Origin of the sequence: Virgibacillus sp. NKC19-3 (assembly GCF_019837165.1) — a bacterium.
Classification (GTDB): domain Bacteria; phylum Bacillota; class Bacilli; order Bacillales; family Amphibacillaceae; genus Virgibacillus_L; species Virgibacillus_L saliphilus.
In genome coordinates, this window is record NZ_JAGYHC010000001.1 from 3,525,458 (window position 1) to 3,544,875 (window position 19,418).

Genomic DNA, 19,418 nt, shown 5'->3' on the forward strand with positions numbered 1-19,418 from the left:
GCCACCAATCTAATATTTTAGATGTTGATACTAAAAGAAACCATCCCCGCGATCAGTTTAAATCAAGGGGATGGTTCTTTCATTATTGATCCAAATCACTCACCATAATCTCGTCAAATTGGATAATATTACTGCTGTCGTAGTCAAAGTTGATGACACTCATAAGCGCTTTGCCCGATGGATTGGCCAATTGTTCATCCTCAGAAAGTGTATGGACCATATCCCACGATTCCGGTTCTTCCATACTATCATCCCAGAGACGAACCATCAGATCATCGTCTTTCGCACGCAATCGTAGCCAATGCCACTCATCGGTCATATTTGCATCCATCTGATTGAAGTTATTGGAACTGTTGTCATATCTACCTCTAAGAATCAATTCATCCGTGTTGAAATTCAACTCAATACCTAAGCCGTTTACAGGCATTGAACTACCGGAGGAAAATGCATCAGACTGAACCCACAACCTCAACCGTTGATTATTTCCTATCTCATTAGCTCGGAACCGAACCAGCAATTCGCTATTTTCCGTCTCTTCCATAGCTGGAATTATACGACCGTAAGTGCTGCCATTACCCTGCTTACGGGTATCTACTTCCACTTTTCCAGTGTGTTCTTGGATCGTATATGTTACGCCATCCGGGTCCGACGGCCAAGAATGAAGGTTCACAAAATCAGATGAATCCCAGTTGCTTCCGTCTTTACCAATGAATCCTTGGTAAAAAACATTATCCAGATCCTTCAAGTAACTGTCAGCTTGTGGTTCAATCAGATTATAGGCTTCCGCTGTGATCAGGTCGTTTTCTGATTGATGATCAAGCAACTCCAATAAACTCTCCAGATGTTTGATAACCTTCTCCGTCTCGTCCTGTTCTTCGAATTGACTAATCGCTGTCAAATGAAGATTTACAGAACGAGCAGCTTCGTCGTTCGCAAACTCTCCGTCTTCTTCAAAACGGTCAACTAGTATCTGCAAATTTGCCAAACTTGGTTCTCCAAGCGGCGGCTCCACCTCACTTGGGTCTGAACAATCATCCAATGGCAAGCCGTCCAACTCGTTATACTTTGCCTGTTCATCGAGCAGAAACGGGACTACCGTCATCATCGGCTGATTCATTGTAACCAATATACCGTTCTCACTGACTTGTTCCGTTTGTAATGAAAATAAATCAATGTGCCGACGTAGTTCTTCTGCTTGTGAAGTATTTATAAGATAGCCACATGCAGCGGGATCTAACACTGCCCACTCTGGAGGTTCTCGATTGTCTGCTCCATCGAGATAGAACGGTTCCTGATTTGCGCCATCCCTTGCCCTGCGATCTGGAGCATCAGTCACAGCCTCCACGACATCATCGAGCCGTTCCCGATAAAACCGCATTACTGACAATGCTGTTTCCATCTGCATCTCTACCCGAGCTTCCGGTTTTGCTCTACCTGCTGATTCCGTAATCAAACCTAGGCCATGCCGTAAGCCAAGCATATTTGACAATACGCGCTCGTTTCCGTTCGTGCTTGAATTAGGGGATCCATATATGCCCGTGGTAAATCCCGCTTCTTCAACGTCTGGCATCAAATAATCTTGTACCATTTCTTTACTTAACGCTTGTAATGATTGGTCAATATTTAAGTTACGTGGCCATACCATCTCCATTTCCGGACTAGCTCCACTTGGACGTTCATGTGCATCAATCGTAATATCCGGTTGGAATTGATTCATGACTTCTGCTACTATCTGTATTTCAGGTGTAGCCAAGTTGAGATGGTCACGGTTGTTATCAATACCTAAACTGTTTCCTCTTTGATTAGCTTCTCGTCCATCCGGATTCGGTGTAGGCATGAAAAGAATTGTTGTTTCACGCATCTGCTCCAATAACTCAGGATCATCCGTAAAAGCTAAATCCCGCAATAATTGCAATGCCATTTCCTGTCCTGCAGGCTCGTTACCGTGTGGTGTTCCTTGTATCAATATATTCCGCCCATTTGCAATTTCTTCATCCGATAGTGGCTCCGGATAACCAACACGTACTAAATGGATTGGCCTTCCCTCTATGGAAGTGCCCTCTTCCGTGTACGTGACCCTTTCTGACTCTGCAGCGATTTTTTCCAGGAAAGCGGCTTCCTCAGAAGGGACTGTCCATCCATTCCCATTTCGCTGCTCAAACCCTGTCTTCGTTGAATTCGGATCAAACTCATTTTGTATGAATACTTTTTCACCAACGTCTCCTACTTCTGCTTGTGTCTGTGGGCCATTCGGGCATGTTACTGGTTCTGCATCAGCTTCACCTAGTAATTGCAATCCAGCCGTGCGTGAAATGGATAACAATGGGATCGATGCAGATGTAGACATGGTTGACGGAAAAGCATCGCAACCATCGTTGTCTGTACGCTGATCATTAAATATGAGTACCGCCGAGTAATCTTTTCCCTCTATGTTATCCATTTTCTCAACGAAAAGACAGTCGCCTCGTTCCACTAATGCTATATTGTCTTCCTTTGTAGCTTCAGGAACAGAAGCATGGTCATCACACGCCGAGCCAACGTAAACAACTTCTCCATCAATGGGACCAACATCCTTAATATTTGGCGTTTCTTCTGACCAATAATAGTCAAAAGATGTGCCTGCTAATGGACCACTTGCAATCTCTGATATATACCCCTCTCTGTCCTCCCCTGATGCACCGATTCCGGATAATGATTCCATCGCAACAAATAGGAATAAAATCAACATGAAAGAAATGGTAATCTTCCCATTCCGTTTTTGCATTAGAGTTCCTCCCTTAAAAATGTCAAATTTCAACCCATAATAATCACCCCAGTGGCAAGCAAATACCTGCCACTAAGGTATTATTCTTATAAAATCTGATATTCTATCGCCATTCCTCAAGCAAATTATCAGCATGTGATTTCAACGTACTGGATGCTTGTTCTGTAATCTGTTCATCTTCTTCCTGATGATCCAGTAGCGTTTTAAAGTTCTCCATATGCGTGATCGCTTTATCTATCTTGTTTTCCTTTTCATAATGTTCAATAGATGATAAGTGAGTGCTAAGCAACCTTGCTGCTTCCTCATTTACAATTTCACCACTGGATTCATATTGTTCAATAAGATCCATCATCAATTCAACATGTGATTCTTCGGGAGGAGGATCTTCTATCTCATCTCTATCAATGGCCATTGCGCTTCCTCCACCTCTTCTCTCCGGTTCTGCAGCAGCTCGAACTTTGCCATCTTCTAAAAATTCCAACCCTGTTGCCGCACTAATTCCTTGTACAGCTGTATCTGCGGTAAACGTATGCCCCATTTCTTCTAGTTCTGTTAAGAGTGATCCATACTCATCAAGATAAATTTCTTCATATTGTGCATTTGCATGACTTAGGTTACGTTGTGATAACCGTGGCTCATTAATCGCCTCCGGTAAAGTCATACCAAAATCAAGCTGACCAAGGATGATCTGTGTTATTGTTGTTATAATCCGATTACTGGATGGTGCTCCTACCGTCATCACAGGGGCTCCATCTTTAGTCACAATAGTAGGAGACATCGCACTTAGCATCCGGAGTCCAGGTCTTGGAGCATTGGGATGATCCGGATCTTGCATTGGTGTCCGGCCTGAAAATCCATTATTTAATATAAACCCATAACCAGGTACGACCATTCCATTTCCTGCAATGCTGTTAATCGTCTTCGTATAACTGACAACATTTCCATCCTTATCACTTACAGATAAATGAATGGTTTCTGTAGGTATTTCTTCCTCCGCTTCCTGAGAAGAAGCAGCATTCTGTTCCAGTGTTGTCAGTTGTTTATCGTCAGCCAAATCGTTTACGGTAATTTCGTCAAAGGAAATCGTGTTCTCACTGTCTTTATCAAAATTGATCATACTTATAAGCGCTTTCCCTAAGGCGTTATTTGCTTTTTCCTCTGCGGATAACTCATGCGAGATATCCCAATCTTCTGGTTCGTTACGATCATCATTCCAAAGACGGGCACGAAGTTGATCACCTTCAGCTCTAAGCCGTAACCAGTGCCAATCTGTAGACAGATCCGTATCGACTGTATCAAATGTCGTTGAGCTTCCTTCTTCTCTTCCGCGTAGCATTAACTGTTGGTTGTCTGCTCGCAATTCAATTCCATACCCATTTTCCGCCATGGAACTTCCGGAACTAAATCGATCCGCCTGTGTCCATAATCGCAAACGCTGATCATTCCCCAATTCATCAAATTTGAATTTCACCAAAACTTCACTCTCAGATAGGGCTCCCATATCCGGAGTAATCGCCCCGTAAGCACTTCCATTATCCTCCTGCCTCTTATCCATAGCGACTTGCCCAGTATTTCCCTGTATGCTGAAATCAGCACCGGGCGGGGTTTGCGGCCATGAATGGAGATTGGCAAATATAGTCGGATCCCATTGATCTCCATCATTTCCTTCAAAATTATGATAGAAACCGATACCTTCATCTTCTGGTGATTCCGGCTCTTTATCCGGGTCTTCTTCATATGGTAATGGATCTCCTGGAGCCACCTGGCCAATAGAAGCAACATCGTCCGATATCTTTTGCCTCCGCTCAGCCGCGTAACCCTTTGACATTAAACCATTTACCGGAACCATCGTATGTGCTGGATCTCCCATATACATGCTACGGTCCGCAAATGCATACCTAGAAGCTTCAAGAAAATAATGATATCGCTGAACTTCAGACATGTTTTCAAGATCATAAGCTTCCAAGATATTTAGTATTTCACTGATTGTGACACCACTTGATGTTGGAGGTACACTATAAATATCATGACCGTGATATGTCGTATGCGTAGGCTCTTTCGAAAGCACTTCATAATTCTTAAGGTCATTCATCGACATATCCCCTGCCAACACCTCCCTGTCCGGGTTATCCACCGTAGGAGGATTGTGGATTGTGTCAATAATTGCCTCGGCAATCTCTCCATCATAAAATACAGAACTTCCGTGTTCAGCAATTAAACGATACGTATTAGCAATATCCGGATTTTTCATAATAGTACCTTCTTCCGGTACTTCTCCGTTTTCATCCAGATAAAGTTCTTTAGAGCTTTCAAAAAGCCGTAATTTATCGGCATTTTCCTCTGTTTCCCGAATAAAATTGGGGTCAGCTGCAAACCCTTCTTCGGCAACATCTATTGCTGGTTGCAACACGTCACTTAAGGACATTGTTCCGTGTTCCTCCAGTGCCTGCTCCCAACCTTTGACCATCCCTGGTATACCTGTTGCCATTCCGCTAGAACTACGAACAGCCGTAGGATAGAGCTCTCCTGTATCCGGGTTCACAAAGGAGTCCGGACCAAAATTTTCACTTGTTTCTATTACATGGTCCAAAACAACAGAACGATCTTCCTCAGCTAAGTAAATATTCATAAAGCCTCCACCGCCAATCCCGCCGGAAAAGGGCCGTGTTACACCTTGCGTTGCAGATGCTGCCACAGCTGCATCAATTGCATTACCACCTTGTTTCAGGATCTCAGTCGCTGCGTCGGAGCTTTTCACATGCTCTGTTGCGACTGCCCCTCCGTCCCCAACAGCCGTTGGATTTTGTCTTGGGTCTCCTGTATCCCCTGCAAAACCGGTTATGGGAACAGTTACGGTTAAAAGAATAATTAGAAATACAGAAGTTAATGGCCTCATCCTTCTTTTGGTCATATTAATTCTCCTTTGCTTTATAAAAAATCTCCCTGTAACAAATCATTTGCTGTCTGTCACAGGGAGTTACCCTTTGCGTCAAAGTTGCTTTCTACTATCCTGGAAAAGGAACTTTATTGCCAAGCTTCAAGAATATGATCGGCATGGGTTGCAAGCACAACAGCTGCCTCCTCAGAAATCTCCCCATTTGTTTCCTGGTAATCAAGTAATTGCTTAAAGCTATTTAAATGTCTAATAGCTTTATCCATGGAGCCGGTAGATTCATAGTGAGCAATGGTAGTTAAATGTGTTTGCAGTTTTCCGGCCGATTCATCGCTACCTATATCTTCATCACTCCTGAATTCATCTACAAGCGCTTTCATATCTTCAATACTTAATGGTTCTGCCTCACCCAAAAATCCTCTAATTTCATTCTCCCCTTCAATTTGAATCGTAACGGTTGGACGCTTATCTGTTGCCATCGTCTCATTTTCATCGATGATCACCATGAACGTACGCTCTTCATTTTCATTTAATAAACCACGTCCGGTAAAGCTTGTCCACCCATCTGTCACCTGCACTTTTCCGAATCCGGTTGCATTAAAATTCATCTCTGCATCCTCATCTTGAACAGTAAATGAGCCATCCGCATTTTTATCCGTTTCCCCCTGCTGAATAGACAACTCCATTTCAACGCCTGTTAAGACATCCGATTCATCTATCTTGTAGAGGTGACCTTCTTCCTTTACATCAACAGATTCCGTAGTCATCGGTCGAGTTGGCATGTTCGCAGCTCGTTTCAAGGCCTTACCAGATTGCAAACCGGTCAATTCCCCATCTTCAAGTGCGAAGTCGCCATTGACTAGAACATAGTCTATTCCATCCGCATATTGCTTCGGCTCATCAAACGTTCCATTATCCACAATGGTATCCGGATCAAAAATCGTGATGTCTGCTGCCATGCCTTCAGCAATAAATCCTCGATCCGTCATTCCACTAATGGTTGCCGGTAACCCTGTCATTTTTTGAACCATTGTTTCCCAATCTGTAAGTCCTTCTTCCCTTACATATTGGCTAAGCGCTCGTGGCTGAGTTCCGTATCTTCTTGGATGAGTACTGCTTGATGTTGTTGCCCCTCCATCGGATGCAATAGCCGTAGTCGGATTTTGAAGAATCCGTGCAAAGTCTTCTTCATGGCCGAAACTATAAATAGATCTCAAACTTCCTTCTGTTTCCAAAATTCTCATGGTTGTTTCACCAGGTGTCAATTCTTCTTCCTCTCCATCCTCTTGTGGTGCAGGAATTTCCTGTACCATGTTCCACTCATCCGGTTCTTCTTCCTCGTCGTTCCATAGACGTACCATCAGTTGATCATCCTCAACCCGAATTCTCAATGACTGCCAATCTGTTGTCATGTTGGCATCTACACTGCCATAATTTGTTGAATTACCGTCTTCTCTTCCATATAAAGCAATAGTGTCAGTTCCAAGGTGTAATTCAATACCATAACCATTGACAGGGAAAGAACTTCCTGAACTAAAATCATCAGCTTGCAGCCAGAATCGGAGTCGCTGGTCGTTATCCACATCACTAGCTCTAAAGCGCATATATGCTTCACTGTTATTTTCCAACTCTTCCATTACAGGTGTAATTTTTCCATAAGCACTGGCATTTCCTTGGGTTCTTTCGTCAATGTGAATTTTCCCTTTATTCTCCTCTACCAGATAGCTTACCGCATTGGATGGATAGGAAGACAATTGGTCAAATGCTTCAGATTCCCATTCATCACTTCCGGCGAAATCATATGCAAATGCCGTATCGCCATCTGAGTCCTTCACGTTCACCTCATCAACATCAATGGTTATATCACTGTCATAATCGAAGTTGAGAACACTTAACAGCATTTGTCCATTTCTGTCATAGTTGAAACCTTCTTCCATATAATCAGCAAGGGTCATTTGCTTAGTAGGGAAATAGACATCTTCTGGGCCCTCTACCCGGCTATGCATAATTTCTTCAATTTCTTCGGCAATCTGTGGACGAAGCTCTGGATCAGAAAAACGTTCCAGCATCGCATCTCGCCCTCCATCTTCTACCCATGGCGGGACAATTGCCGTTAGACCTGTTTGACTGCGAATATATGGATAGACATCGGCTGTCGCATAGGTTCCACGTGCATTTGCTTCCTCAATCATTCCAACTGTTTCTGCCGATTTTCCCCAGTTATCCGGACCCATCACCTTCATATGAGTAATATGAGGTACAAGCCCTGCTTCTTCTCCGATTTCAATTGTTTCAGCCGTTGCCTCTACAACTTCATTGTTTTCATTGCGAATGTGGTGTTGAAAATATGTCCGCCATTGATCTGCTACACTAACGACATCGATGACTTCTTCCGTTGTTGCATAATAAGCAGGTCTGTAGAATAATCCGGCCGAAACCCCAAAACCGCCATCCTCCATGCCTTGAATGATCAATTTCTGCATCTCATTGATTTCTTCTTCCGTTGCTTCTCGATCTTCTTCACCAATGACTTCTTCCCAAACCGAATTAAATCCAATATGGGCACCAATGTTTATACCCAGCCCTGCATCTTCAAGTGCAAAACGTTCTTGAAGATCTGTTGGTCCCCCTCCATCAACATTTAACATCTCTGTCGTGACCCCTTGCGTAAGGGAGCTCTGTGCTTCTTGCAGTGCTGAGGTTGACGCGTGACTGTGAAGATCAATAAAACCGGGGGATACAAATAGACCATTTGCATCCACTTCTTTTTCTGCAACATAATCTCTCAAATCGCCGATATGGGCGATAATGCCATTTCGTATCCCAATGTCGGCTTCATATTTCGACAGACCAGAACCATCGATGATCGTTCCATTTCTAATAATTTTGTCAAAGTCCACTTCATCCTGAGATTGCGCAGCAATTCCAACGGAACCCTGTAAGAATGTACCTAATAGGAACACAATCATTGCCACTATGATCGACGTTTGGCGCACCCTAAACATGAGCATTCCTCCTCATTAATCCGTACTGATTCTTTGTCTACGAAGTGAGTATGGCTGGGATAAGGCAAAAGCGTTTAACGAAAAAATGCACGTTTCCGAAGCGATGTATATTCGGAATTTATTTGTTCAAAACACTTTTGTGCCAACCTCTTTGGGTGTCTTCATCGTATTTTTCACTTCAAACCTACAGAAAAAATATTACCACTTGTCAATCAAATAATCAGCATCATCCTTGAGCCTATTATAGGCCTCATCCGTAATCAACGCGTTCTCTTTCTGATCCTCAAGTAATAGTTTAAAGCTTTCCGTATGTTTAAGGACCTTTTCTTCGAGTTCCTTATCTTCGTAATAACTCATAGCGGATAAATGAGTCATTAAGGATTGCGCAACATTATCATCCTCAAGCTCGCCTTCGTTCTCGAAACGCTCAACAAGTATTTTCATATCAGATGCACGTTCGGTCCAATACTTAGGCAGATTAAGGAAGTCATCACCATTGAGATCGTCGATAGAGTCATCTGCCATACGACTGGCAATCCCCCATAGACCATTCTCCACACGATCTATCAATGCTTGATCATAGCCATATTCAGGTTGTTGACCAGGCATTTCAAATAGTACGGTCGCAGTACCATTAAGCGCAAATGAAGACCTAGCCTGACCGGGTAAATCACGCTCCTCTGGGTGTAAATAACGGGCCACACCGGGTTCCTCATTATCGGAAAGTTCTTTTACGCCAAGTGCAGCTGCCAGCGAATAGCGCATAGACTTGTCTTGATCCAATTTCAACCAATCATCGTATTTTGGACTATCGTCAGGTCCTAATGGTGGGTAGTCTATTGCAATCGTGACATCTTCACCCGTTTCGTTGGTCTTTGGGGTTCCCATGTGATGAAGATCAACGAAAGCTTCTACTTCACTAAACTCAGCTTGCAGGTCCAAGTACAAGTCTCTGAGAATTTGAGATTCATTTGTCAGGAAAAACCCAGGGTCATCTCCCGTGCCTGGTAAATCTTCCAGCTGTGGTTCATAGTTCAAATTCGGATTAAAGTCCCGGTTAATATCAAAGCCTCCATTACTTTCGCTATAGTGCCAGGCAGGCGCTGCACCTTCAAGATGGGGGTAGTTCATAATGACGTCTTCCCACGAGAAAACGTTCTGCCGTTGGGTTATCGCGGCACCGTCAACGTTTAGACGTGGCACGGCAACTATTGTAACCTCCTCACGAACCGCTTGTGCACGTGAACTATCGCTAGTTCCAAGTATTTCAAGCATCTGGATCAATGCCTCAGGGCCGCTCTTCTCATTACCGTGTATATTACCATTAATTAACAACACTTGATCACCTTCACCCACACGAGCAGCGTAAATTTCACGATCTTGGTGTGAGTGACCTATGACGTCGACCTCAACCTTGCCAGAACTCTCCTCTTTAATTTCTTCTAACTTTTGCTCCAGTTCCTCGTTGCTCATCCAATCGGCAACCACATTTTCACTATTACCTTGAGCTTGAGCACTTAATGTAGAAAATGGACTCCATAATAACAGTAAAATCGCAGTAAAAGAGACAATGGATTTCCAACGTTTTGTTTGCATAATATCCTCCTTATCATGCATTTGAATTAACTAACAGTTACACTGTAGTTTAATAGGTTTTACTCCCCCTCCCTTTCGTAGAAAAAAATCTACAAATATAGGAAGAACCACATTTTCGAAATGAAACAAAAATGAAGGGGGGACTGAGACAAAACAAACGTGTTTCATTAAAAAGGCGAACATTATCAAAATTAGCGTAGGAAATATGCGGAGACTCCAGCGGGAGGGAAGGCATAGGTGAGACACCGAAGCGCGATAGCGCAAGGGGCTCACCAGCCGCCCGCGGAAAGCGACGTATATTTCCGAAGCGATGTCTGTTCGGAATTTATTTGTTAAAAACACTTTTGTCCCAGCCTCATCTTATCTTTATCCTCTATTGCCATTTTTGGATCAAGAAATCGGTATCAGCCTTTAGAACTTGATAGGCTTCTTCAGACATCCATTTGTTATCCATCTGATGGTCAAGCAATTGTTTAAAAGCTGCCAAATGTTTTATAACTTTTTCCGTATTTTCTTGACTTTCAAAGCGTTCTATTGAAGTCAAATGGAGACTTAATGCACGAGCAGAGCTAGAGCTATCCAACGCATCATCGTCTTCGTAATACTGAACAATTTCTTTCATAGCAGTAGCACTTTCAGGAGATGTGCCACCATCATACCCTAATGCTTCATCTAAAGCAGATTTTCCACCAACAATTGGCAACGTAATATTACTCTGTCCAAGAGAAACCTCAAATGTTGCTTGGTTATTGTCAGGTATTAACCATCTATCAGAACTTCCTGCAATAATAATTCCAATACGGTGCCCTTCTTTGAAAATATAATCCTCTGGAAGCGTTTCCCATTGGAAGTTATCGTTTTCCCCGGGATTTAATGGGATAGAATTTTCAAGTGATTCCCGGTTTTGGGCGTCTAACCACCCATGTGTAACAACTTCATATGGCGCTTCATGTGTTGTCTTCTCTGTTTCCTTATAACAGGCATCATCTACTGATGAACTCGCTCCCCAACAAGTTTCTAAATCTAGTGTACGAATCCCTTCTCCCGCGTTACGGTGATTAATCCTTTCATCTGTCCCATAATCTACTATCAGGGCAGTAAGGTTGGTGTTATCTTTGTCAATACTTGCCTGTATGTCTAGCTCAGGCACCCCACTTAATTGCACTTCACTATTTAATTCAGGTGATAAAAATAGTAATCGATTATCCTTTGTTGTAAATTGGTCTTCAACCATTTGCTGTTCGGTTTGATCTGGATTATCTATAAATGATTGAGTAAGGTTATTTATCACTGGACTGGTCATTAATGTTCCTGGCAAGTCTTCACTTGCAGGTGAAAGCCTTACCTTAACTGCTTTAGAATCCGAATCCGGCCAATTTGATTGCGTTTCCCATTCATCAGCAGCACGCTCAATATCAACCATTGGTTCATCCATAATGCCATTCTCGATATCTAGTAACCAATAATCAAACCATTGATGTAAGGTATGGACCCACTCAGCTCTTCTGAAATCAAATGGATCAACATGTCCTGTTTGCGCTAGCCATAGCTTTCTTGGCACATCATGCTCAGCTAGCTCCTCCCACCAATTAGAGAAGTGATTCGCTTTTACATTGTAATCATTTAGACCATGTATTGCGAAAACACTAGCATTTACCTTATCAGCATCGGTAACAAAATTACGCTCATCCCAGAAATCATTATAATCCCCTGTTTCATCATCTGATGCTATTCGTATTTCTTCACGAACAGGCGCACACTGATCCACTCTTTCACTACTTGTTACCCTTTCAGATAAGCCCCCTGGACCATTATGATAAAATGGAATACCACCGTATCGATAATAATCGTACCAGCTGCTAATTGCGCCAATTGGAACGATTGTTTCCAGGCCTTCTATGCCCGCGGCTGCTGCACCGTTGGCAAGCGTACCGTCATATGATTTTCCAATCATACCGACTTTACCTGTGGCCCAATCGGCTTTTATTTCATTTCCATCTCTATCCCATGCTGTACCTTTACCATTTAACCAATCTATTACAACTTTTATGCTTTCAATTTCTTCGTGTCCCCCAGTAGTTGGACAACCATCTGAGTTGTTTGTTCCTACCATATCTACTTGGACCACAGCATAGCCTCTTGGTACAAAATAATTATCATAATACAATGGAAACATGTCATTAATTCCATCCTCATCTGGATCTTTGATTTCGGATTCATTCCCACGACCCATACTCTCATAATAGGGGCTTGCATCCATAATGACAGGTGCTTTCAGATCTTCATTTGTTTCTTTGGGACGAATAATATCTGCAGCAATGCGATCTGGATTTCCATCTTGGTCACTATCCAATGTGGATTCAACATAAATGGTTTCTTTAATCGCATCTTCATACGAATAAATTGCTTCTGTTACATCTTCTTGATGATGAGAAGCTTCATCTTCTGTTATAGCATCTGTCTTTACAGGGCTTATCAATGTCATCAGTAACATAAATAGCGTAATACTAAAAATATGACTTTTGGTATGCTTTGACAATGAAGTCCCTCCGTTTCTATTAATAATCTCTTGCCACCTACAGGGAAGTTAGTGGGTATTGACCCATCAAGTGATTATATCCTTTTCACTTGATGGGGATCTTTACTTATTCCCACTCTTCCAATAAAACATCAGCAGCCTGTACCAATTCATTATAAGCCTCGTCTGACATCAACCCATCATCGTTCTGTTGCGCAATCAGCTGCTTAAATCCATCCAGATGTTTCACTGCCTTGTCCATATTTTCTGTGTTTTCATAATGAGCGAGTGATGCTAAATGGGTTTTCACATGTCGGATGGCATCCTCATCATCGAATTCACCGTTATTTTCCAGTTCATCAACAAGATATTGCAAGTAAGCAACGGTTGAGGCATCCGGTGGCAAATCATCTGCAGAAATGCCGATCGCCTTTCCTTCTCTGCTTGAATCTGCGGCACCCATGTAAAGATCACTTTCGGAATCGAGCATTAAACTGTTAACGTTTCCAATTTCACCTGGACTTGATTCCCATTCATGGCCCATCTGCTCCAGCTGCTCCCGTACATCTGATGAAATACCGGTTTCCCAGCGGATACTCGGGTATTCATTGCTATAGATTCTCGGTTCTTCAATGGCATCCTTAAGCTCCATATCGTATCCGATCACATTGACAATGGTTTGAAAAACCGACGTAATAATAGTAGTTCCGCCTGGTGAGCCAACAGTCATAAAAGGTTCATCATCTTTTAAAACAATAGTTGGTGTCATACTGCTTAGTGGCCGCTTGTTTGGCTGAACTTCATTAGCGCCACCAGGAGCAGCATCAAAGTCTGTTAATTCATTGTTCAACATGATACCGTAATCGGGGACCATTATCCCTGACCCGAATAGTTGTTCAATCGTTGTTGTATAAGACACAAGATTGCCTTCACTATCAGCAACAGTGAAATGGGTCGTTTCACCATCTGTTTTATCGCTAACGTCTTCCTTTATCGGAGAAGGTTCGCCTTCCTGATAATCCCAAGGGTTTCCTGGCTGCACATTTTCATTTGCTTGATTTGGGTCAACCAATGCTACTCTACTGTCAATATAGTCAGGATGAAGCAGACCCTCAGCAGGAACATCTATAAATTCAGGGTCACCCATATAAGCGCCTCGATCCGCGTAGGCAAGATGCATCATTTCAGCCATATGATGATATTTTTCAGGTGAACGAACATCATATTGGGTTAGGTCTATTTGCTCGGACATTTTCAGCATTTGCAACACGGTAAGACCACCGGAACTTGGAGGTGCCATGGACGCAATATCGTACCCCTTGTAATCTCCCCATTCTGGCTCTTCATAGGTCACATCATAGTTGCTGAGATCATCCGTAACCATGCTACCATCACGCTTTTCGACTTCATCGGCGAGTGCTTCCCCAATTTCGCCATTGTAAAATGCATCTGTACCCTGTTCGCTGATCAGTCTGAATGTATCAGCCAAATCTTCTTGAACAAGCAGATCGCCTTCTTCCAATGGATCACCTTCCGGTAGAAAAACGTCACTCGCTGCTGTTTTTGATAGTTTTTCCTCGTTACTATCAATAGCGTCAGCAAGCACCCAATTTACTTCAACTCCTTCTTCCGCCATTTCGATGGATGGTTCCAGAAGCTCGTCCATGGAACGCGTTCCCCACTGGTCAAGAGCTGTTTCAAGCCCTTTCAGTGTTCCAGGTACGCCTACTGATTTACCGTTCTGGACTCGTTCCTGGAAAGGAATAACATTACCATCTTCGTCGACAAACATATCAGGGGTTGCCCCTGCTGGAGCCCGCTCCCTGCTGTTAATCGCCGAAATTTCCTCCGTCTCGGCGTCATAGTACATCAAAAAACCACCACCGCCAATTCCGGACATCATTGGCTCATTTACATTCAACGCAAATTGGATCGCTACAGCAGCATCAATAGCATTGCCGCCGTTCTTTAACACATCTGCTCCAACTTCAGAGGCTAACGGGTGTGCCGTTACAACCATACCGTAATCGCCCTCTGCCGTTTGTTCATCTTTGATGCCTTGTGCACTGGCCGTCAATCCTGCTGGTATAAAAACATGGATGATTAGGAGCAGTGACATGAAGATTGCTAATATCATAGATTTTTTAAGCTGCAAAAATAAAACTCCTTCCTATATGAACGCTTGGTCGATCAAGTTCGTCTATTACCATTTATTAATTATATAATCCGCTTTCATAATAAACGTTTCCGAAAGCATTACAATACGTCTGTTGATAGGATAGAAAATTCTTCTAGTGATTTCCATGATCAAAACTATTAGACTAACATACTACTCCCATTGTTCCAATAACGCATCAGATGCAGCCATCAACGCTGCATAACCTATCTCAGAAATCATATCGTTATCCCTCTGATGTTCCACTAAATCCTTAAACCCATGTAGATGTTTCATCGCTTTGTCTGTTCTCTCTGTGTTTTCATATTGAGCAAGTGCGTGTAAATGCATTTCTACTTGGTGTACTGCTCCCGTGTCTACGAATTCTCCGCCATCCCCCAATTCCTCAACAAGATGCTGCAAATCCTCCACGGTTGGCTCCTCTGGCACCTCGGGATATGAATCTTCCTCTCCATGCTTTGCCAGTACGGTGGCAATCTCATCCTCCATATCCTCCACGGATGATGCCAAATAATTATTAAACATAATGGAGAAGGTCAGTTTTTCCCCATCGGCTGTCGTGACATAGCCGGATAAAGCGGATACACCGGTGAGCGAGCCTGTTTTCGCTAATACATTTTCCTGAGTAGGGGCTTGATCCATCCGATATCTTAACGTACCACCGACGAGACGTTCTGGATGTCCTGCGACCGGCAGTGTTTCTTCGAAGGCCGGATACCAACCTTTATCTTGAATCGCATATAACATCTCCGTAAATTCATTAGCCGGAATCATATTTTTATGTGACATGCCCGAACCATCACGAAGAAGCATCGTATCCGTATTCATATCAAAGTCTGCAACCGTCTCCTCAAGCACGTCCAGTCCAGCATCCCAGCTTCCATCCCCTTTTAACACTTTGCCCATTTCTTTTACGAGCACTTCGCCATGTCCATTATTGCTTAGTTTCATAAACCGGGTATAGATTTCCTCAAGTGGCTGAGACTGTTTTTCTATTAAAAGATCTGCATCCTCCGGTGTTGGACCAAATGTGACGGATGCGTCGCCAATCATACGGATGCCTTGTTCCTCCAGCGCGTTTTTAAATACATCCATCACATAGCCAGTTGGCTCCCACACGGATGCCCATGATTTGGAGTTCGAACCGTCAACCGGCATCTCTCCTTCAATCACGATTTCGTTATTTCCATGTTGCCGCTCTATAGAAATGTCCTTATCCTCTGTTGCTGGTACCATTTCTGTGTTGTTTACAATTGTGACATAATTCGTTTCAGGCGTGACTTTCACCTCTGCTTTTTCGCCTGCCTCTTCCGCCGCCATAACTTCCACTATAATAGTTCCGGCGTCATAATCCTCATCTGGGGCAAGGGTAAGTGCGGAAATTTGCGCACCGGTATGAAATGGCTCATCCGACCAGTTGAGATCCTCCGAGAGACGGACATCATCATACCAAGTGTCATCTCCCACGAGATTCCCTCTAATTTGATCAATCCCCTGTTCCTTCAAATCTTTGGCAAACTGATCAAGATTCGCTTTCATCAACGTTGGGTCGCCTTTCCCTTTCAAATAAAGGTCACCATGTAATTCCGAGCCCTGCACATTTCCATCGGTCCATATCTCAGTGGAAAACTGATAATCCGAACCAAGCGTTTCCATCGCAGCAGCCCCACTCAATAATTTCATATTGGAGGCCGGGTGCAGTCGCATATCACCATTTTCCTCATAAAGCAGCTCACCAGTTTCCGCACTCCGCACACTGACACCAGCAGCCGCTCCGTCAATCCGCGCATCATCCAACACCGCATCAATCTTCTCCTCTAGGCTTTCACTTTCTTCCTGAGAGGCCGTTACCAACACATCGTTGCTTTGCTGCATCAGCGGCATAATCAACAGCATCACAGCGATCAATAGAAATGGAACGAGACTTTTTGTTCGCATTTTACCGTCACTTCCTCCCTTTGCTATCTGCAATCATCTTATCTTTCAAACGAATAAAACGACGGGCACCGCAATACAATCTAAAGGGAAAGAGACAAAAGCTGCCCATATTCATCGGTTATGGAGCAGCTCTCGCAAATACTATTATTTATTCTTCTTCATCTGTCGCCTGTTGAGCTGTAAATGTCCACTCCAGATTTAACGTATCACCCTGGAATTCGTTTTGATCTTCTCCATTATCAACAAAGGTAAATTCAACAACAAGGTCATCGCTGGTACCAGCTTCAAGCCCATCTTCTCCAAGTGCCGGAATGAATACTTCTTCATTTACAGCTTCTGGTGTCATTTCCTTCAGTTCAGCCAATGTTGTTTCATAAATCACTTCATTCAATTGATCAGCGTTGTATAAGAACTCCACTTGAATATGGTTTCCAAAATCATCGGTATTGTCCCCTTCTGCATCAATCACGGAATAATCCGTTTCCAGGAGCACCTTGTTCATATCCACGGAGCCATTATTTTGCAGTTCAAAATCACGCGTCATGGAATCCCCGGGCTGGATATTATCCACTTCAATTACTTCCGTCGGTTCCACGCCCAAGTCAATCGTTCCTGCCGCAAACGTGTTATTCGTTGTCTCACTATCACTAAAATAGGCAAACGTTCCTCCACCTATCAATGTTAGACCAAGTGCAGCAGACGCCATCCCCATACCTACCTGTTTTTTTAAACCCATTTCAATTCCTCCTCATTTTTTGTATACGTGATTATCCATAAAAGCCTTACTATCGCATTAGCTAATATTATCCATTACTAGTTAGAATCTGAATCAACATCCCACTTTTCAATCAAATAATCTGCATAGGTGCTAAGATCTTCATATGCCTTTTCAGAAATGACATCATTATCTTTCTGGTGCTCCAGCAATGTATGGAAACCATTCATGTGTTTAACAGCTTTATCCGCTTCTTCTTGCTTTTCAAAATGATCTACTGTAGTCAAGTGTGTGGTTAAGGCACGAGCATCACTAGCTTCTGCGAACGCTCCCTCCTCGTCAAAATGCGCCACTAAGGCATTCATATTCGCTGCAGTTCCCACATTCGTACTATCATATAGGGCTAATCCTTCAACCTCGTTGTATGTGGCGCGCACGTCAAACAAAAATGGCAAAATAGACATCATCGGCTGACTCATCGGAGCAAATACACCATTACCATCAACTTCTTCGGTTTCCAGCGAGAATAACGCTATATGTTGACGCATTTCTTCAGCCTGGGCTTCGTTAAGCAAATACCCACTTGGTTTCTTTTCCAATACAGTAGTTGGATCCCAGTTATCTGCCCCATCTAGATAAAACGGATCCGATTGATCTGCTCCCGCAGTTGTCTGTCTTTCCGGTGCACCTGCTACCATCGTCCCTACATCTTCAAATCGATCACGATAAAATGTTAGCACCGATTCGACAGCGCGTTTTTGAGCTTCAACCCGGTAACTTGGCTCTTGCTCGCCGGCAGTTTCGGTAAGTACACCTAAACCGTTGCGTAAACCTAAAATATTACGCATAATACGTTCATCGCCACCACCTGAACCACCCGGGGAACCATACAATCCGGTGGAAAAGCCGGCATTTTCTACAGGTGGAAACATGTAGTCCTCTACCATCTCTTGATTTAATGACTGCAGCTCATCATCTACATTAAGGTTACGTGGCCAGAGCATTTCAATATCCGGATTTCCAGTAGCAGTAGGCCGCTCATGCCCATCTACCGTAATATCTGGATTGAACTGGTTAAGAACTTCTCCAATTGTCTGTACCTCAAGCGTACGCAGACTTAAATGCTCACGATTAATATCAATCCCTTCCGAATTGACCCGTGTATCGGCTTCTCTACCATCCGGGTTCGCTGTCGGAATGAACAATATGGTCGCATCTTCGAGTTGTTCTAAAACATGCGTATCATCCGTAAACGCAAGATCCCTCAACATCTGCAAGGCCATCTCTCTTGGTGCATTTTCGTTACCATGCTGTGTTCCAATGACTAGCATGTTCCGCCCTTCGGCAATGTCCTCATCAGATGGGGGCTCCGGAAACCCTACTCGCACTAAATGCAGGGCTCTGCCTTCTTCCGTCGTACCAATCTGAGAATAGGTGACCCGATCCGACGATTCTGCTACCTCTTCTAGGAAATCCAATTCCTCTTCATAGGTTGTCCAATCTTCTCCGCCACGCTCCTCAAAACCCGTTATCGGCTCATTTAAAGCGCTATCATTTTGCTGTTCCGCCAGTGCAATCATCGGAACCATGGTCATAAACAATACGATTATAAAGAATGAAGATAAAACGTTAGACCAACTTCTCCTTTTCATAATGTCCTCCTTAATCTTTTAGATAAGTTTGCAAAATCTAGTAAAATCTTTTCACCTCCTATTTAAATTTGGAGAACTAGGATCACCAAAAAATGCATGAAATCCAGTAACCAATAGCATGATAATTCTTCGTTGTACCTATAAGTATAATAGATTAGAAG

The 19,418-nt window shown here is 43.3% G+C and carries 9 protein-coding genes; all 9 read right to left on the minus strand.

Features of this window, described 5'->3' with window-relative positions; all coding sequences use genetic code 11:
* Positions 1 to 82 precede the first annotated feature (82 nt).
* Positions 83 to 2,764 (minus strand): M14 family zinc carboxypeptidase, encoded by a 2,682-nt coding sequence (locus KFZ56_RS16785; RefSeq protein WP_222643204.1) that lies wholly within the window; start codon positions 2,762 to 2,764, stop codon positions 83 to 85.
* 103 nt (positions 2,765 to 2,867) lie between these two features.
* Positions 2,868 to 5,675, minus strand: a complete 2,808-nt coding sequence (locus KFZ56_RS16790) for a gamma-glutamyltransferase (protein ID WP_222643205.1) — start codon at positions 5,673 to 5,675, stop codon at positions 2,868 to 2,870.
* A 113-nt stretch (positions 5,676 to 5,788) separates the two neighbouring features.
* Positions 5,789 to 8,662 carry an N-acyl-D-amino-acid deacylase family protein gene (locus tag KFZ56_RS16795; RefSeq protein WP_222643206.1) on the minus strand — a complete coding sequence of 958 codons (2,874 nt, stop codon included), beginning with the start codon at positions 8,660 to 8,662 and terminating at the stop codon, positions 5,789 to 5,791.
* A gap of 198 nt (positions 8,663 to 8,860) precedes the next feature.
* Positions 8,861 to 10,258 (minus strand): FIMAH domain-containing protein, encoded by a 1,398-nt coding sequence (locus KFZ56_RS16800; protein WP_255585191.1) that lies wholly within the window; start codon positions 10,256 to 10,258, stop codon positions 8,861 to 8,863.
* 373 nt (positions 10,259 to 10,631) lie between these two features.
* Positions 10,632 to 12,797 carry a Xaa-Pro dipeptidyl-peptidase gene (locus KFZ56_RS16805; RefSeq protein WP_255585192.1) on the minus strand — a complete coding sequence of 722 codons (2,166 nt, stop codon included), beginning with the start codon at positions 12,795 to 12,797 and terminating at the stop codon, positions 10,632 to 10,634.
* 106 nt (positions 12,798 to 12,903) lie between these two features.
* Positions 12,904 to 14,913, minus strand: coding sequence for a gamma-glutamyltransferase (gene ggt, locus KFZ56_RS16810; RefSeq protein ID WP_222644036.1), 2,010 nt, complete (start codon positions 14,911 to 14,913; stop codon positions 12,904 to 12,906).
* A 192-nt stretch (positions 14,914 to 15,105) separates the two neighbouring features.
* Positions 15,106 to 16,890 carry a D-alanyl-D-alanine carboxypeptidase/D-alanyl-D-alanine endopeptidase gene (gene dacB / locus KFZ56_RS16815; protein WP_222643208.1) on the minus strand — a complete coding sequence of 595 codons (1,785 nt, stop codon included), beginning with the start codon at positions 16,888 to 16,890 and terminating at the stop codon, positions 15,106 to 15,108.
* Between the two features lie 148 nt (positions 16,891 to 17,038).
* Positions 17,039 to 17,626 (minus strand): CalY family protein, encoded by a 588-nt coding sequence (locus KFZ56_RS16820; protein WP_222643209.1) that lies wholly within the window; start codon positions 17,624 to 17,626, stop codon positions 17,039 to 17,041.
* 77 nt (positions 17,627 to 17,703) lie between these two features.
* Positions 17,704 to 19,257 carry an FIMAH domain-containing protein gene (locus KFZ56_RS16825; protein WP_222643210.1) on the minus strand — a complete coding sequence of 518 codons (1,554 nt, stop codon included), beginning with the start codon at positions 19,255 to 19,257 and terminating at the stop codon, positions 17,704 to 17,706.
* Positions 19,258 to 19,418 lie beyond the last annotated feature (161 nt).